Below are 15,791 nucleotides of genomic sequence, written 5' to 3' on the forward strand. Positions count from 1 at the left end.
GGAACGGGAGCAGCGGCGGTGGAGCTTTGAGATTGGAAGATCAATGCGAGGACAGCTTTGCGATTGGCGATAGTAGGAACCGTTCAAGCATTGTGCATCCCGATTCTTTACTTTCATCCATTGCGCAGGTCCAGAGTGAACGGGAACTCGGGATTTGGCCTGGCTGGCTCCACTTTCATCTTTCCGGGCGTGTGACCGTGACGGAAGAAGCGGGCGTAGCGGCGGCTTTCGGCTTCGTAGGCGTTCACCGGGAAGGTTTCATGGCTCAGGCCGCCGGGATGGGCGACATGGTACCTGCAGCCACCGAGGGAGCGCTGGTTCCACTGATCGACGAGGTCAATGGTGAGCGGTGAATGGACGCCCACGGTGGGGTGCAGGCAGTTTGGCGGCTGCCAGGCGCGGTAGCGAACTCCTGCGACGTATTCGCCGTTGGTGCCGGTGGGATGCATCGGCACGGTGCGGCCGTTGCAGGTGATGGCGTAACGGCCTTCCACGAGCCCCTGCGCCTTGATTTGGATGCGTTCGAGCGAGGAATCGACGAAGCGCACGGCACCACCGGCACCGTTGTCCTCACCGAGCACGTGCCAGGGCTCCAGCGCCTGGCGGATTTCCACGTTCACGTTGCGCGTGGCCCAGTCGCCGCTGAGCGGGTAGCGGAACTCGTAATGCGGGGCGAACCATTCGGGTTTCAGTTCAAACCCGGCCTGCTGCGTGTCATGGCAGACGTCCTCGATGTCGCTCCAGGCGAAGTGAGGCAGCATCCAGCGGTCATGGATGTCCGTTCCCCAGCGCACGAGCGGCGCCTCATAGGGCTCCTTCCAGAAACGGGCGATGAGGGTGCGAAGCATGAGCGCCTGAGCGAGGCTCATGTGCGGGTGGGGCGGCATTTCAAACCCGCGCATTTCGAGCAGGCCGAGGCGGCCGGTGCTGCTGTCTGGCGAGTAGAGTTTATCGATGCAGAACTCGGCGCGGTGGGTGTTGCCGCTGGAGTCGATGAAGAGGTTGCGGTACAACCGGTCCACCAACCATGGAGGCACCTCTCCGCCCTTTGCCATGGCCTCAGAGGCGGCCTTGAAGGCCACTTCGAGTTCGTAGAGCGAGTCGTTGCGCGCTTCATCAATACGCGGGCTCTGGCTGGTGGGGCCGATGAACATGCCGGCGAACATGAACGAGAGCGACGGATGATTCTGCCAGTAGCTGGTGAGGCTGCGCAGGAGATCGGGACGCCGCAGGAAGGGGCTGTCCTTGGGCGTTTCCGCGCCCATGACGATGTGATTGCCACCGCCGGTGCCGGTGTGGCGGCCATCGACCATGAATTTCTCGGTGCCGAGGCGGGTGAGACGGGCCTCTTCGTAGAGTGATTCGGTGATGTTCACCATTTCATCCCAGCTTTTGGCGGGATGGACGTTCACTTCGATCACGCCGGGGTCGGGGGTGACTTTGAGAACGTGCAGGCGCGGGTCATAGGGAGGCGGGTAGCCTTCGATGACGACGGGCTGATCCAGCGCCAGCGCCACATCCTCCACGGCACCCAGGGCGGAAAGGTATTCCTCCAGCGTCTTGGTGGGCGGCATGAAGATGAAGAGCTTGCCATCACGCGGCTGCACACAGAGGGCAGTGCGCACGACCTGATCGGCAGATTGTCCCACGGCAGGTGGCTGCGCGGCAGGGTCAATCCCCTGCTGATCTTCCTCACCGATTTCTTCGGTCAGTCCTTCGGCACCGGAGGGGCCGGGGCGCTGAGCGAGTTTTTTCCAGAAGGAGGGCGGCACTCCGGCGATGCCACGCACAAACTGCTGCCGCGAGGGCAGCGGATCGCGGTCTTGCATGGGGTCCTGCTCGTGATGGTAGGGATAGTCGGTGGTCTTGACCCAGGGCTGGGAATCGAGCGGCAGACGCAGGCCGATGGGGGAATCCCCTGGCACAAGGTAGCAGCGCTCAGCACGAAGGAACCAGGGGCCGGTTTGCCAGCCATTGTCCACAGGTTTGATCGGCAACACGTGGCCGATGATTTTGTCGAGCCCTTCCTCGAACACCTTGGCGAGACGCGTGCGCTCCTCCTTGTCTTTGAGGTTGGATTTGAGCGGATCGACGTTCACCGGCAGCTTGCGCTCGCGCCAGAGGTAGTAGAAGGCGTCTTCATACGTCGGCATGATCCATTTGGTGCTGCAGCCGATGCGCTCGGCGAGAGCGTGGATGAAGCGTGCGGAGTGAGTCTCGTTCACGCCGTAGTCCGTCTGCATGTCGGCATACAGATGAGGGTGGGCCCACAAAGGCTGGCCGTCTTTGCGCCAATGGCAGCCATAGGACCAGCGTGGGAGGGATTCGCCGGGGTACCATTTGCCCTGGCCATAGTGCAGGAAGGCCCCGGGGGCGAAGCGGTCGCGCAGGCGTTTGAGGAGGATGTCCGAGAGCTTGGCCTTCATGGGCCCCACGGCGGCGGTGTTCCACTCGGCACCTTCGGCGTCGTCGATGGAGACGAAGGTGGGCTCGCCACCCATGGTCAGGCGTACATCGTTGGCTTCGAGCTCCTTATCCAAGGCATGCCCCAAGGCGGCAATCTCCGCCCACTGCTCCTCGGTGTAGGGCTTGGTGACGCGGGGTGATTCGTAAATTCGGTCGACCTTCATGTCGAACTCGAACTCCGTTTCGCAAGGCTCAGCCATGCCGCTGATGGGTGCGGCACTGCCCGGGTCCGGGGTGGCCGCGAGAGGGATGTGCCCTTCCCCGGCGAAGAGGCCGGAGGTCGGATCGAGTCCTACCCAGCCAGCGCCGGGCAGATAGACCTCACACCAGGCGTGGAGGTCGGTGAAATCCACCTCAGTGCCGCTGGGGCCATCAAGGGATTTCACGTCTGGCTTCAACTGGATGAGGTAACCGCTGACAAAGCGTGCGGCGATGCCCAGACGGCGCATGAGCTGCACCATGAGCCATGAGGTGTCACGGCAGGAACCGGTGCGCTTGGTGAGGGACTCCTCCGGCGTCTGAACGCCCGGCTCCATGCGGACGGTGTAACCGATGTCCTTCCAGAGGCGCTGATTGATGGTGACGAGGGCGTCAATCGTGCGCGGCGGCCAGGGTTTCATGGCGAGGAGCTCGCTCTCGACCTGGGTGAAGTATTCCGCGAATTTGGGGGTGAGTTCGCCGCACTTCAGGAAGGGGGCGAGCTCATGATCCAGCGTGGCATCGTAGTCGAAGGGGAAATTTTCAGCCTCAGGCTCCAGGAAGAAGTCGAAGGGATTGAACACCGCCATCTCCACCACGACGTCCACCTCGACGCTGAACTCCTTGGTTTTCTCCGGGATGACCAGCCGGGCGAGGAAGTTTGACTGGGGGTCCTGCTGCCAGTTCAGGAAATGCTTCTCCGGGGTGATTTTGAGCGAGTAGCTCAGGATGCGTGAGCGGGAATGCGGTGCAGGGCGCAACCGGATGATCTGGGGGCCCAGCTCGATGGGTCGCTCGTAGCGGTAGCTGGTGCGGTGGTGAAGGGCGACGTGGATGGACATGCGAAAGGGTTGGGGGCGGACGGGAACTCAATGCCCGCTACGTCATTATTAGCAAGTTAACGGCCAATCTTGGATTCCGGCGTCGGAAAACTGCGCTCGCACCTTGCCTCCCCACGATTTCGCGAGACTATGCGCCCGCATTTCCCAACCCACCCCATGTCCAAGAAGACCCCTGCCCCCACCACGATCCGCCCTATCAAGAAGCTGATGGTCGCGAACCGCTCTGAAATCGCCATCCGCGTCATGCGTGCGGCCACTGAACTGGGGCTGAAAACGGTGGGGATTTATGCGCAGGAAGACCGCTTCTGCCCGCATCGCTTCAAGGCGGACGAGGCCTATGAGCTGAACAAGGACAAGGGGCCGCTGGGAGCGTACCTGGATATCGAAGGCATCGTGACTCTGGCGAAGGAGAAGGGCGTGGACGCGATCCATCCCGGCTATGGCTTCCTGTCTGAGAACCCGAAGTTCTCCCAGGCGTGCGAAGACGCCGGGATCATCTTCATCGGGCCTGAGGCGAAGATTCTCGACATGATGGGCGACAAGACGGCGGCCCGCAATGTGGCCCGCAAGCTGAGGGTGCCGATTCTCGAAGGGACTGACGAGCCGGTGAGCGACCGCAAGGAAGCGCTGGCGGCGGCGAAGAAAATCGGCTTTCCGCTGATCATCAAGGCGGCCTTTGGCGGTGGCGGGCGCGGCATGCGCATCGTGCGCGAGTCCAAGGACCTGGAAAAGCTGCTGGATGAGGCGCAGACCGAAGCGGAGCGCGCCTTTGGCAACGGGGCGGTGTTCCTCGAAAGATTTGTGGGCAAGGCGAAGCACATCGAAGTGCAGATCCTGGCCGACAAGCATGGCAACGTGCTGCACCTGCATGAACGCGACTGCTCCGTGCAGCGCCGGCATCAGAAGGTGATCGAGCAGGCGCCGAGCTACGGCATCAAGCAGGAGATCATTGATGGCTTGTGCGATGCTGCCGTGAAGCTGGCGCATGCGGTGAACTACACGCACGCGGGAACGGTGGAATTCCTGGTGGATCATGAAACGGGCGAATGGTTCTTCATTGAGATGAATCCGCGCATCCAGGTGGAGCACACGGTGACGGAGGAGATCACGGGCATCGACATCGTGCGCAGCCAGATCCTGATCGCGCAGGGCTATCAGGTGCATCAGGAGCCGCTGGCATTGCCGCCGCAGGACAAGATCGAGAAGAGCGGCTTTGCGATCCAGTGCCGCATCACAACGGAAGATCCTGAAAACGGCTTCACGCCGGACTTTGGCAAGATTTTGACCTACCGCAGCGCGGGTGGCTTTGGCATTCGTCTGGATGGTGCGCTGGGCGCGACGAACGCGGTCATCACGCCGTATTATGACTCGATGCTGGTGAAGATGACGGTGTATGCCCGCACCTACCAGCAGTCGCTGGACCGCATGGACCGCGGTCTGCGCGAGTTCCGCATCCGTGGCGTGAAGACGAACATCCCGTTCCTCATGAATGTGGTGCATCACCCCGAATTCATGGCGGGGCAGGCCACGACGCGCTTCATCGACAACAATCCTGACCTGCTCAAGTTTGTGGCGCGCAAGGACCGCGCCTCGAAGCTGCTCAACTACCTGGCTGACACGATTGTGAACGGCAATCCGTTCGCGAAAGGGCACAAGGTCAACAAGGCCTTCACCGCACCGCCAACGCCGAAGTTTGACCACCGCATCGCGCCTGCTAAGGGCACGAAGCAGCTGCTCACGGAGATGGGGCCGGAGAAGTTCTGCAACGACTGGATTGCGAAGCAGAAGAAGCTGCTGATCACCGACACGACGATGCGTGACGCGCACCAGTCGCTGCTGGCCACGCGCATGCGCACCTTTGACATGCTGGCCGTGGCGGACAGCGTGGCACGGCGCACGCCGAACCTGTTCTCGCTCGAAATGTGGGGTGGCGCGACCTTTGACGTGACGATGCGCTTCCTGCGCGAAGATCCGTGGGAGCGCCTGCGCGACATCCGCGCGAAGGTGCCGAACATCCTTTTGCAGATGCTCTTCCGCGGCTCGAATGCCGTGGGGTACACGAACTACCCGGACAACGTGGTGAAGGGCTTCATCAAACATGCCGCCGAGAACGGCATGGACATCTTCCGCATCTTTGATTCGCTGAACTACCTGCCGAACCTGAAGGCGGCGATGGATGCGGTGCGCGAGGACACGAACTCCATCTGTGAAGGCACGCTGTGCTACACGGGCGACATCCTGGATCCGAAGCGCGACAAGTATGACCTGAAGTACTACGTCCGCCTGGCGAAGGAGCTGGAAAAGATGGGCGCGCACATGCTGTGCATCAAGGACATGGCCGGACTCGTCCGCCCGTTTGCCGCGAAGAAGCTGGTGAAGGCGCTGAAGGATGAAGTGGGCATCCCGATTCACTTCCACACGCATGACACCAGCGGGCTGAACGCCGCGAGCATCATCGAAGCCGCCACGGCGGGTGTCGATGTGGTGGATGCGGCCATTGCATCCATGTCTGGCGGCACTTCGCAGCCGAACCTGAACTCCATCGTGGCTGCCATGCAGAACACGCCGCGTGACACCGGACTGGATGTCGAGGCGCTGCAGGAATTCAGCGACTACTGGGCTGCGGTGCGCAGCTTCTACAAGCCTTTCGACACCTCCGAGCCTTACGGCACGGCGGAAGTCTATCTGCACGAGATGCCCGGCGGGCAGTACACGAATCTCAAGGAGCAGGCCATCGGCATGGGCCTCGGACCACGCTGGCCGGAGATCGCGCATGCGTATGCGGAGGTGAACCAGCTCTGCGGTGACATCGTCAAAGTGACGCCATCGAGCAAGGTCGTCGGCGATCTGGCCATCGAGTGCGTGGCGCGTGGCGTGAAGCCCACGGACATCATCAACCTGCAAGGCACCAAGTGGAGCAAAGACGTGACCAGCATGTTTGAAGGCTGGCTGGGCGAACCGTTCTACGGCATGGAGACGGCCAAGGCGGCGGATTCACGCAAGAAGTGGAATGCGCTGGCTGATGCCATCGTGGGCAAAGGCGGCAAGCGGATCAAAGGCCGCCCCGGCACGCATGCTGCGAAGATCAAGCTGGAGGACGTGCGCGCCGAGCTGAAGGGCAAGCTCAAGAAGGAGCCTACCGAAGACGATGTGTGGAGCTACCTCATGTATCCGGATGTGTTCCTGAAGTTTGCTGAATTCCGCAAGACCTACGGTGACGTGTCCGCCCTGCCAACGCCGGCGTATTACTACGGCCTGCAGGACAAGGAAGAGATCCACATCAGCCTGGAAGCAGGCAAGACGCTCTTCGTGCGCCTGCTCAACATGACCGAGGCGGATGCTGCTGGTCAGCAGACGGCGATCTTTGAGCTGAACGGCTACCCGCGCCATACGACGGTGACCAACAAGTCCCTGGCGAAGAATGCTGTGACCAAGACCAAGGCGGATCCTGCGGACCCGACTCAGGTGGGTGCGCCGATGCCGGGGATGGTGGCGAGCATTGCGGTGAGCGTGGGGCAGAAGGTGAAGGAAGGGGAGACCCTTCTGACGCTGGAGGCGATGAAGATGTTTGCGGCGGTTTCGTCACCGATTGCGGGGACGGTGAAGGAGATCTGCGTGAAGATCAGTGAGAGTGTGGAGAGCAAGGATTTGATGGTGAGGCTGGTGAAGTAACGTTTAATAAACCTCAAGAAAAGTACTCAGACCTATGGGAGAACCTGAATCAAACCATCTTTTGAGGCAACGGGCGACGATGGTTATATTTGCCATTGAACAAGGCCTAGGCACACTCATCAAAACCAAGCATGCAGCCGCCCCTGATGCTGACACTAATCCGACTATCTCTGAGATCTTGTCTCGGGGCAGTTCTCCCGCACCTATAAGCCGTAAACAAAGAGTATCGAAGGCAGTTGCGGATAGTTACTTGGATGAGCTATTGAGAATAGCAGTTGGTTTGGCAACTGGGACAGATGCTGAAGCCCCTTTAATTAAACTGAGAGACTTGATTCATTCATTAAGCCTTTTGGAAGTTCGTAACGCAGTGGCTCATCCGAATCGAGAATTTGTTGAAAACTTTTGGTATAGATGTGCTGTTATCGCGACTTCTGCTCCTGTTGCTCAGCTAGGCTTGGTCGATGTCACTCAGGCTTTCCAAGCCGCTTTAGCCGACAAGATTGCATTGCCTCCTGATGAATGGTTTGAGGTGGATTCCACTATTATTCCAACGAATCTTCCAAGCCAATCCGACCATGATATTACAGGCCTTATCGGACGCAATAAAGAGAAGAGCGACCTCCTAAAGATCATACGGAATCGCAGATTCCCTTTTGTTATTCTCACAGGCCCGGGTGGTTTAGGTAAAACCGCGCTAGCCGTTCAATCGCTGCGTGAATATGTTCACGACTATTCTGTAGAGCCAGTTCATGAAGCTGTGGTGTTTTGTTCTCTGAAGCAGGAGAAACTTACCGCTGGCGGCATCGAATTGTTGACCGCCTCTCAATCCATTGCCGAACTACTGGACGAGCTTTTTGAGGAAATGATCGATCTTTTCCCTGAAGTTACGGCAAACAATTTTGAAGAAATTTGTGGAGCATTGGGAGATAAGTCTATTCTGCTTTTCATAGATAATTTGGAAACTCTCCTCCGTGATTCTCCTGATGCATTCTTATCATTTGCAGACGATTTGCCGCGTGACTGGACACTATTGGCCACTTCGCGAGTGACCGTTGATGCATCAAAAGCAATTCCGCTACCAACCTTGTCCAAGGGAGACGCAACAGGACTTGCGTTTCGTTATGCGGACTCAAAAGCAGTCGATCTTGATTCTTCAGGGGCCGAAGCGATTGCTAATGCGAGCCAATGTAACCCGTTAGCACTTCGCCTTGCGATTGATCAAATTTCGAATGGTTCTAGTGTCGCGACTGCAACGCGGCAAGCCCAGAAAGACGTGGTGCAGTTTTCATTTCAAAACCTCATCGAAACACTTCCTTCGCATTCACGGGAAGTTTTAGAATGCTTGTTTGTGAAAAGCCCTCTTACTCGTGGAGAAATTGTGACCACTCTAGGCCTATCGCCTGAAGAAGCGGTGGAATCCGCTAGAAGGCTGGCCCGCACCAGCCTTGTCACCCGTGTCGTCAAGCACGATGACGAATTATTCGAGCTTAGCCCATCAATCAGAGATTTGCTTCGAGATGTGCCGCTCGATTTATCTGCACGACGTAGAATATCTCGCAAACTCGAGGAACAACGTAAAACGCTCCAGCAACATCGAGCGATTCTACAGGGCCAAGGGGTTGGCGAATACTCCGAAGCTTATTTGCCTGCTGACATGCCAACAGCGTTGGGGTCTGCCTTGACAAAAGCAATTAGATTTCTTCGATCACGCGAAACGAGTTACCAACAAGCGAATGCATTGATTAAAGAATTGATGCAGTTTTTGTATGGCAATGCTTCAAATTGGCGTCTTTTCACGCTTTTGGGACGTTTAAGTTCGAAGATTCAAGATGATTTTTCTACAGAAGATTATCTCAAGAAGGCTTGTTCTAGTGATGCGAACGCATTGCCCCCTCGTTTATATCTCGCAGAATTTTACGTTCAGTCTCATAAAGCAGGCGAAGCATTGGCACTGACCACTCAGCTTATCAAAGATGGATGGGGTAATCCAAAAAGGACCGATGAGGTCATGGCCTCCAGAACTTGGCAAATTCATTTCCGAGCTGCGCTTGACGATTCCAAATATGAATTAGTTAACGGTGAGGAAGTCTCGAAGTTGTCTAATGAACGCTTGATGTGTTGCTATCGCCTTTGCAAAGCCGAAGCCGTGATACGTCAAGTTTCTGGATTGCATAGTTCGGACCCTATGAAAGTGACCGCTGGCCTTTCTGATAGCACACAGAAGCTAACTTTAGTCTCGTCAGCGGGTCATTATAAGAGAGCTTTATCGAAAACAGTCAGCTTGCTTTGCCGTGAGTTGAAGCATTTTCACAGCATTGTAGGCATTAGCGGTTCAGAAGCTGCTCTTAAAAAAGCAGAAACGGGGCTGCATGCAATGATCGACGATGATAGTTTGGATGAAGAGTGTTATGATAATATTAACTCATTAGCTACAGCCGTCTCCCCGCCGGGTAAGGGAAATGTTAATAGTTTATTTAGAGATGCGTTCTGGCTGAAATGGCTTGGTCTTTCTGGCTTTGACCCAGCTTTCTCAAAAGCCTTGGAATCGAAGGGGTACCTTCTTGCCAATATTAGCTATATCCCAAATGCGGGATTCGACGGAATCGCCGCTTACTGCTTCGCAGAAGATAGCCATCGCAACAGCTATTTCCTCCACCGCGATAACCTTGAACATAACGACCTCATTGGATGGTCAAAACTTCGCATTGGTAAACCGGTGGCGCTCGCAGATGCTTTGCCACAGACTGGCCGAGGCAAAGCCCCGGCACCTCAACGCATAATTCTGCTCTAAGCTTGCGGTGAATAAATTATAACCACGCGTGCAAGTTTATTTGCATGCGTTCCGAGTCATTGCAGTAGTCGGAGCCATTGATCTCCTCAATCGAAGCTTCAAGAGTATCAATGTCCTGAGGTGTGCTTTTGTGGGCAAGTGATGAGGGGTCATGAATGACCTTATCTCACTCACTCTTCAGGCGGCAGGCGTGGTGCTTGCTGCGGATTTTGCCGCCGGTTTTGTCCATTGGATGGAGGATGCTTACATCCGCGAAGATACGCCGTGGCTGGGCCAGTGGATCGGGCGGCCTAACATTGTGCATCATCATCTGCCGAGACGGATGACGCGGAACACGTGGTGGGAGAGCAACAAGGAGCTGGTGGTGGCGATGGGGGTGCTGATCATCGCGGCGGCATGGCTGGGCTGCCTGACATGGCATGTGTGGCTCTTTGCTGTGGTGGGTGGGAATGCGAACGAGGTGCACAAGTGGTCGCATCGGACCCGGAAGGAAAACGGGCGCTTCATCTCGCGGCTGCAGGATCTCCGAATTTTGCAGACGCCGCAGCACCATACAGCGCACCACACGAATCCGAAGGAGGTGCATTACTGCCCGGTGACGAATGCGCTGAACCCGGTGCTGGATGCGCTGCATTTCTGGGTGGGGCTGGAGTGGCTGCTGGAGCACACGGTGGGGCTGAAGCGGCAGCCGGACAGCTCGGTGCCCGGGCAGGGCATTCCGCCGGAGTGGATCGCGGAGATGCGGCGTGCGGGGTAAGAGAAAATCACTCGTCGCCGGGGGTGTTTGCGCCATCTTCGGCGATGTTCGGCCATCTCCCGGGTCCCACGATGTGCTGCCAGAAGGCGGCGTCTTTGTATCGAGCGCACTTCTGCGGTCTCGGCACGAGTTTGCACCGACACTATGGCGCGTGGGCGCGCTGGCTGGTGAACAGGGACAGCGCTTTTCTGACGCTGCTGGGCTCCGCCCTGGCGGAAGCGCCGCCGGAGCTGTGCAAGACTACCTGCTGCAATGCATTCGCAACGCCGCGTGATCTGGTGGCGGACAGCCCGGTGCTGCAATATGCCGCCGCTGTGACGATTTGCGGCCTGAGCGCGAAGCTGGACGACGAAGCGCAGGATGAGCGGGGGTGGCGACGCCATGCGGCGCGTGCGGGATCGAGTGCGCTCGACAGGCCCATCGGCGATGCGCTGGGCCTGCTGCATGCGATGCGCTTTCCGGTGCAAGATGTTCGCGGCTGGATGGCCGGACAAAGAGACATCGAGCATCCCTCAGCGAGCCTCGAGGCATGCGCCGGGCCGACGTGTTCGGCGTATGGTGAGATCGTGGGGCACCTGGCGCAGGTGTCTGGTGCACCGGGTGCCAAACCGCTGCTGCATCAACTCGGTGAGAGTCTGGGCTTTCTCATCTACGCGCAGGATGCGTGGGAGGATTGGGCGCGTGACAAGAAGCGTGGCCAGTTCAACCCGCTGCATGCGTTTCCTGATCTCGCGGGGCGGCGTGCCGCGTTGCTGCCTGCGCTTGAGCAAGCACTGGCCAGCCTGCGGCGTGCGTTTGATGCCCTGCCGCTGCGGCGACATCGCGATCTGCTGCGGTCGGTGCTGATCGCAGGTGCGGAAGCGCGAGTGGCGCAGGTGGCGGGAGGAAAAGAGAAAGGCACGAAGCATGTGCAGTCACCCATTGAAGGCACCGAGCGCAAACGGTCCTGCTGGGACAAATACGATGGGTGCAATTGCGAATGCTGTGACGTGGTGCGCTGCTGCCGCCCTGGATGGACCAGAGGCGGGAGTTCCATGGTCGACTGCAATCCCTGCGACGGCGACGGATGTGGATGCTGCGGCTGTGACTGCTAGACGTGATCAGGCCACTGCGATCACCTTGGCGGAAAGACCGGGGCGCAGTGCGATGGTGTCCCCTGCCCGCTTGGCGATGAGTTTTTGACCCAAGGCGGATGCGGGGGTGATGACGACGACTTCCTGGCCTGCATGCACAATCTCCGTCCCGCCTGCGAAGGGGCCGAGGAAGTAGTGTGTTTTTTCGCCGGGGGTCTCCAAGGTCACGAGGGCTCCGAGGGTGACGGCGGCACCTGCCTCCAAGGTGTTTCCAGACAAGGCGCCAAAGGCCCTCACGGCCTCCTGCAACTCTGCCACGCGCTGGGCCTGACCACGGGCGACGTAGGAGGCTTCCAGGGTGCGGGTGTCGTACTTGTTTTCTGCCTTGCTGTCCGGGTCCGTGGCGGCGGCAAAGGCTCCCTGCGCGGCGCGGGTGAGGGCGGCGAGTTCGGCATTGAGCACGGAGAGGATTTGATCGAGGACGGCTGGTTTGTTCACGGGGAGGCAAGCCGTGCGCTGTTTCCAGAGGGGGATCAAGGGTGAAAAAAGCAGGATTGACCTGCCACTGGCATTTCAGGTAAAATCTGAATATGAAAACGCACCGGCAATTTGCTACGAGAGCGTTCACCCTGATCGAACTGCTCATTACGATCACCATCATCGCGATCCTCGCGAGCATGACAGCTGCGGGAATCAGCCATGCCATCGACCAAGGCAATCGCCTGAAAGTTCGAACGGTGCTGATGGATCTCAAGAATGGCATCTACAACTACCAGACCGACTACAACCGCTGGCCCATCGACTCCAGTGTCACCGGAGCGAATGGTGAGGACGCACCCGAACTGCTGACCGATGGCACTAATTCGCTGGTGGATACTCTCATGGGCATCCCTCCTGCATCGGGCGGCGCGGTGGATCTGAATCCGAAGCGCACGCCGTTTGCGTCATTTCCCCCTGCGAACAATGGCCGCCACGGTCTGGTAGGAGCCGCACGGCCCTTCAAGCTCGCTGACATGTATGGCCAGCCTTATCATATCCTGCTGGATACGAACGGTGACAATCAGGTGAAGAATCCCGATGTCACCAATACCGACCCCAAGATTTCGACGGGTCAGGCGGCGCATCTGGTCACCAAGGTGGCTGTTTATAGCAGCGGCAAGGATCAGGTCCCACGCACGAGTGATGACGTCACGTCCTGGCGGCCCAAATGAGACGGCCAAGAGGGTGTTTGAATACCTGCTTTGACGTGCCGTTGTCACGTTTGGGCGTCTTGGCGTTTTGTGTCACCGCTACGCGGTTCCACGAGATTTGGAGGGGTGGGTGATGCGTTTCCGTGGGTTGGCACCCACGGCTACTGTTGTGCCAGCCCTCCGGGCTTTCGGAGTGTGGAGCCCGGGGCGTGACGTTTATGCTATAGCGTTTTAATCACTTTTATAGCCCTCTTAACTCATGCCATCGTGGGGCACAAAGGGAGTCCCCTCACCCCAGCCCTCTCCCCCGAAGAAAAGGATTTGATGTCGTCGTGTGCCAGGGGCGGGGAGAGGGAGATTGCTTTGGCTGCCCTGGGTTTATCGGACACTAAATTATTAAAATGCTCTAAGCTGCGCGTGCGCTACTTCCCTGCCGCCTTGAAGACTTCGGGGTGATCCAGAACCATCTTTTTCACGCGTGCTGCCTGAACTGCGGGGCAGTCTGGCGGCAGCCATGAGGATTGTTCGAGAACCTCGCGCCCGCCGATGCTGCCGAGAATGACGTAGGCGCTGAGCAGGGTGCCGAGCAGGTCGGGATGCGTGCCGTCCTCGGCATAGAGCGAGAGGGCGGGATAGAGATCATGCACGCGCCACCAGAAATCTCCCACCGGGCTGACGATGATCTGTGCACCCGGAATTTTTTCCTGGGCCGCCTTCACGGCGTTCGCATTGGCGACGTGGATGCGGGCCAGGGCCTGCTCAGGATCTTTGCCGGTGGCAAGTGCATCGGCGGATTTTTCCTTCCAGAGCTTTTCGTGCCGGGCCCACACCTGAAAGACGACGACCAGCACTTTGGGGTTCAATTCGTGGGCGGATTTGACGAGCTTGGCGAGGCCGTTTTCCATGAGCATTTTGGCATCTGCATCCACGGCTGCTGCGGCGGAGACGACGCTGTGCTCCTGCACGACGACGACATCCCAGGGCTTGCCATCGTCAGCGCCTTTTTTCAGCAATTCCATGCCCTCCGCATTGGTGGTGTGGCGCTCAAGGGTGTAGTTGCCCTGCAGATTGCTGCCGATGTGCGGCGCCAGCATCTGGGAGGAGAGCATCAGCTCGCCCACCATGCCGGGCAGGAGATTGAACGCGGTGTAACTGTTGCCGAGAAAGAGGATGCGAACGTGCGGCAGCTCGTCGGCAGCTTTCGCCGGCCAGCAGCAGCAAGCGGCGAGAGCTGCCAGCAGCAGTGCGCGTCGGGACCAAGGAATGGATGAGCCTGCCTTCATGGGTGTTTGCTCATGGCTTGCAGAGCTTGTCCGCGAGCAGCTCGGCTTTTTCGTTTCCTTCCTTCGCGGGCACATGGCCGACGACGGTTGATTTGTCCTTGTCGAGCTTGATGATGACGAGCGTTTCCAGGCGTGTCTGCTTTTCGTCATCGGCGCTGGACATCATGCGATAGATGATGGCGTAAGGGACAAAGGAGCCGCCTTTGCGGAAGCCGCGCCACTGCACGACGTTGTTCGCCTTGGCCGGGAACTGGCCGGGGCAGGCGGTGAGGGTATCGTTCATGAGGTCGGTCTTGCTGCCGTCGTAGATCAGATTGATCCAGCTGCGCAGATCGCCGCCTTCATGGATGACCTGATAGCCGCCAAGACCGGGGCAGAGATGCCTAAAGTGATCGATCTCGGGATCTTTTTCGCGCGACGAGTCTTCGAGGATTTTGACCTTCTTGGGATCGGTGGTGGTGAATTCAGACTCGGGTTTTGGATCCGCGGCAGAGACGATGGAGGTGGCAAGCGCCAGCAGGGCGAGGGCGGTGAGCGGGTTCATGAGATTGAGCATGGGACTATTTCAGCGAAGCATCTGCCACGCCATCGGCTTTGCGATAAAGACTTGTCGGAATCAGCATCTGAGGAGGAAGTTCTTCGCCTTTGGAGTAGCGCATGAAGGCGCGCACGACTTCGGCGCCCATCTTGTCCGGGAACTGAATGGGGTCGGCGTAGATCTTGCCTTCTTTGATTGCCTGCTTGCCTTCGGGCTGGCCATCAAAGCCGATGATGACGACTTTGTCGGTGCGGCCCGCCTTCTCAATGGCTCCGCGTGCGCCGAGTGCGCCGGGGTCGTTGATGGCAAAGATGCCGACGAGGTCTGGCTGCGCCTGCAGCATGTCTTCGGTGGCTTTGTAACCTTTGTCATTGGCGCCGTGGCAGTCGAGCTCGCTCACGATCTCGATTTTTCTCGCCGCCGTGGCGTTGTGAGCGGCCAGCACTTCCTTGAAGCCTTTGACGCGCAGGATGCAGGACTCGACCTGCTTCATGTCGAGCACGCCGATCTTTCCCCCCTGCCCTTGCAGCGCCTCGATCATGGCCTCTGCCGCCATTTTGCCGCCGCCGAAGTTGTCGGTGGCCACCTGGGTGGCGATCTTCACGCCGGGCTCGTTGCAGGGCACATCCACGGTGAAGACGGGAATGGCGGCGGCGTTGGCTTCCTGGATCACGGTTACAATCGCCTTGGAGTCCGTGGGGCTCAGCACGATGGCGGCGACATCTTTCACGATGAAGTCTTTGATCTGGTTGCTCTGGCGCGCCACGTCGCCATCTGCGCTGACCACGAGCGTGTCGTAGCCGTTCTTCCTGGCATCGGCGATGATGCTGTCGCCGATCACTTTGAAGAAAGGATTTTGCAAGGAGAGCAGGGACACCGCGATGGTGCCTTTGGATTCCGCATGTTGATCCGAAGTCTTGCCGCAGGCGGCAAGCAGGAGGGTGGAGGCCAGAAGGATTTGGCGGAGTTTCATCATGAGCA

Annotated in this window: 10 protein-coding genes; 5 read left to right on the forward strand and 5 right to left on the reverse strand. The window is 58.5% G+C overall.

All coding sequences use genetic code 11. From position 1 onward, the window contains the following. Positions 1-113: 113 nt before the first annotated feature. On the reverse strand, positions 114-3,506 hold the full coding sequence (locus AC24GY_RS23150) for a transglutaminase family protein (protein ID WP_487687715.1): 3,393 nt from the start codon (positions 3,504-3,506) through the stop codon (positions 114-116). Between the two features lie 156 nt (positions 3,507-3,662). Here AC24GY_RS23150 and AC24GY_RS23155 point away from each other — a divergent pair, with 156 nt between their 5' ends. The 4 genes from AC24GY_RS23155 to AC24GY_RS23170 all read left to right on the forward strand — a co-directional run bounded on the left by AC24GY_RS23155 (position 3,663) and on the right by AC24GY_RS23170 (position 11,820). Then, on the forward strand, positions 3,663-7,178 hold the full coding sequence (locus AC24GY_RS23155; protein WP_487687717.1) for a pyruvate carboxylase: 3,516 nt from the start codon (positions 3,663-3,665) through the stop codon (positions 7,176-7,178). A 34-nt stretch (positions 7,179-7,212) separates the two neighbouring features. Then, positions 7,213-9,969 (forward strand): ATP-binding protein, encoded by a 2,757-nt coding sequence (locus tag AC24GY_RS23160; protein ID WP_487687719.1) that lies wholly within the window; start codon positions 7,213-7,215, stop codon positions 9,967-9,969. A 151-nt stretch (positions 9,970-10,120) separates the two neighbouring features. Beyond that, a complete protein-coding gene (locus AC24GY_RS23165) occupies positions 10,121-10,726 on the forward strand; it encodes a fatty acid desaturase CarF family protein (protein ID WP_487687721.1) in 606 nt (201 codons plus the stop codon). A 44-nt stretch (positions 10,727-10,770) separates the two neighbouring features. Next, the gene (locus AC24GY_RS23170; RefSeq protein ID WP_487687723.1) at positions 10,771-11,820 is read left to right on the forward strand and encodes a DUF5685 family protein; all 1,050 of its coding nucleotides are present in this window, start codon (positions 10,771-10,773) and stop codon (positions 11,818-11,820) included. Between the two features lie 6 nt (positions 11,821-11,826). On the opposite strand, the gene AC24GY_RS23175 is transcribed toward AC24GY_RS23170, so the two are convergent. Further along, positions 11,827-12,297: a transcription elongation factor GreAB gene (locus tag AC24GY_RS23175; RefSeq protein WP_487687726.1), complete on the reverse strand. Its 471-nt coding sequence runs from the start codon at positions 12,295-12,297 to the stop codon at positions 11,827-11,829. A 92-nt stretch (positions 12,298-12,389) separates the two neighbouring features. Here AC24GY_RS23175 and AC24GY_RS23180 point away from each other — a divergent pair, with 92 nt between their 5' ends. Then, on the forward strand, positions 12,390-13,010 hold the full coding sequence (locus tag AC24GY_RS23180) for a prepilin-type N-terminal cleavage/methylation domain-containing protein (protein ID WP_487687728.1): 621 nt from the start codon (positions 12,390-12,392) through the stop codon (positions 13,008-13,010). Positions 13,011-13,411: 401 nt separating this feature from the next. On the opposite strand, the gene AC24GY_RS23185 is transcribed toward AC24GY_RS23180, so the two are convergent. From AC24GY_RS23185 to AC24GY_RS23195, 3 genes are read right to left on the reverse strand one after another with little or no spacing between them, the layout of a single operon-like run. Next, the gene (locus tag AC24GY_RS23185) at positions 13,412-14,272 is read right to left on the reverse strand and encodes a hypothetical protein (RefSeq protein ID WP_487687730.1); all 861 of its coding nucleotides are present in this window, start codon (positions 14,270-14,272) and stop codon (positions 13,412-13,414) included. 10 nt (positions 14,273-14,282) lie between these two features. Further along, on the reverse strand, positions 14,283-14,816 hold the full coding sequence (locus AC24GY_RS23190) for a hypothetical protein (protein WP_487687732.1): 534 nt from the start codon (positions 14,814-14,816) through the stop codon (positions 14,283-14,285). Positions 14,817-14,832: 16 nt separating this feature from the next. Beyond that, entirely contained in the window at positions 14,833-15,786 is a 954-nt protein-coding gene (locus AC24GY_RS23195; RefSeq protein WP_487687734.1) for a substrate-binding domain-containing protein, read from the reverse strand. Positions 15,787-15,791 lie beyond the last annotated feature (5 nt).

It is taken from the genome of Prosthecobacter sp. Pr1, assembly GCF_057652315.1.

What these genes read in the sequence shown, in the direction of transcription:
- AC24GY_RS23150 (WP_487687715.1), bottom strand. Translation starts at nt 3,506, where the DNA reads ATGTCCATCCACGTCGCCCTTCACCACCGCACCAGCTACCGCTACGAG.
- AC24GY_RS23185 (WP_487687730.1), bottom strand. Translation starts at nt 14,272, where the DNA reads ATGAAGGCAGGCTCATCCATTCCTTGGTCCCGACGCGCACTGCTGCTG.
- AC24GY_RS23170 (WP_487687723.1), top strand. Translation starts at nt 10,771, where the DNA reads ATGTTCGGCCATCTCCCGGGTCCCACGATGTGCTGCCAGAAGGCGGCG.
- AC24GY_RS23160 (WP_487687719.1), top strand. Translation starts at nt 7,213, where the DNA reads ATGGGAGAACCTGAATCAAACCATCTTTTGAGGCAACGGGCGACGATG.
- AC24GY_RS23165 (WP_487687721.1), top strand. Translation starts at nt 10,121, where the DNA reads ATGAATGACCTTATCTCACTCACTCTTCAGGCGGCAGGCGTGGTGCTT.
- AC24GY_RS23195 (WP_487687734.1), bottom strand. Translation starts at nt 15,786, where the DNA reads ATGATGAAACTCCGCCAAATCCTTCTGGCCTCCACCCTCCTGCTTGCC.
- AC24GY_RS23190 (WP_487687732.1), bottom strand. Translation starts at nt 14,816, where the DNA reads ATGAACCCGCTCACCGCCCTCGCCCTGCTGGCGCTTGCCACCTCCATC.
- AC24GY_RS23155 (WP_487687717.1), top strand. Translation starts at nt 3,663, where the DNA reads ATGTCCAAGAAGACCCCTGCCCCCACCACGATCCGCCCTATCAAGAAG.
- AC24GY_RS23180 (WP_487687728.1), top strand. Translation starts at nt 12,390, where the DNA reads ATGAAAACGCACCGGCAATTTGCTACGAGAGCGTTCACCCTGATCGAA.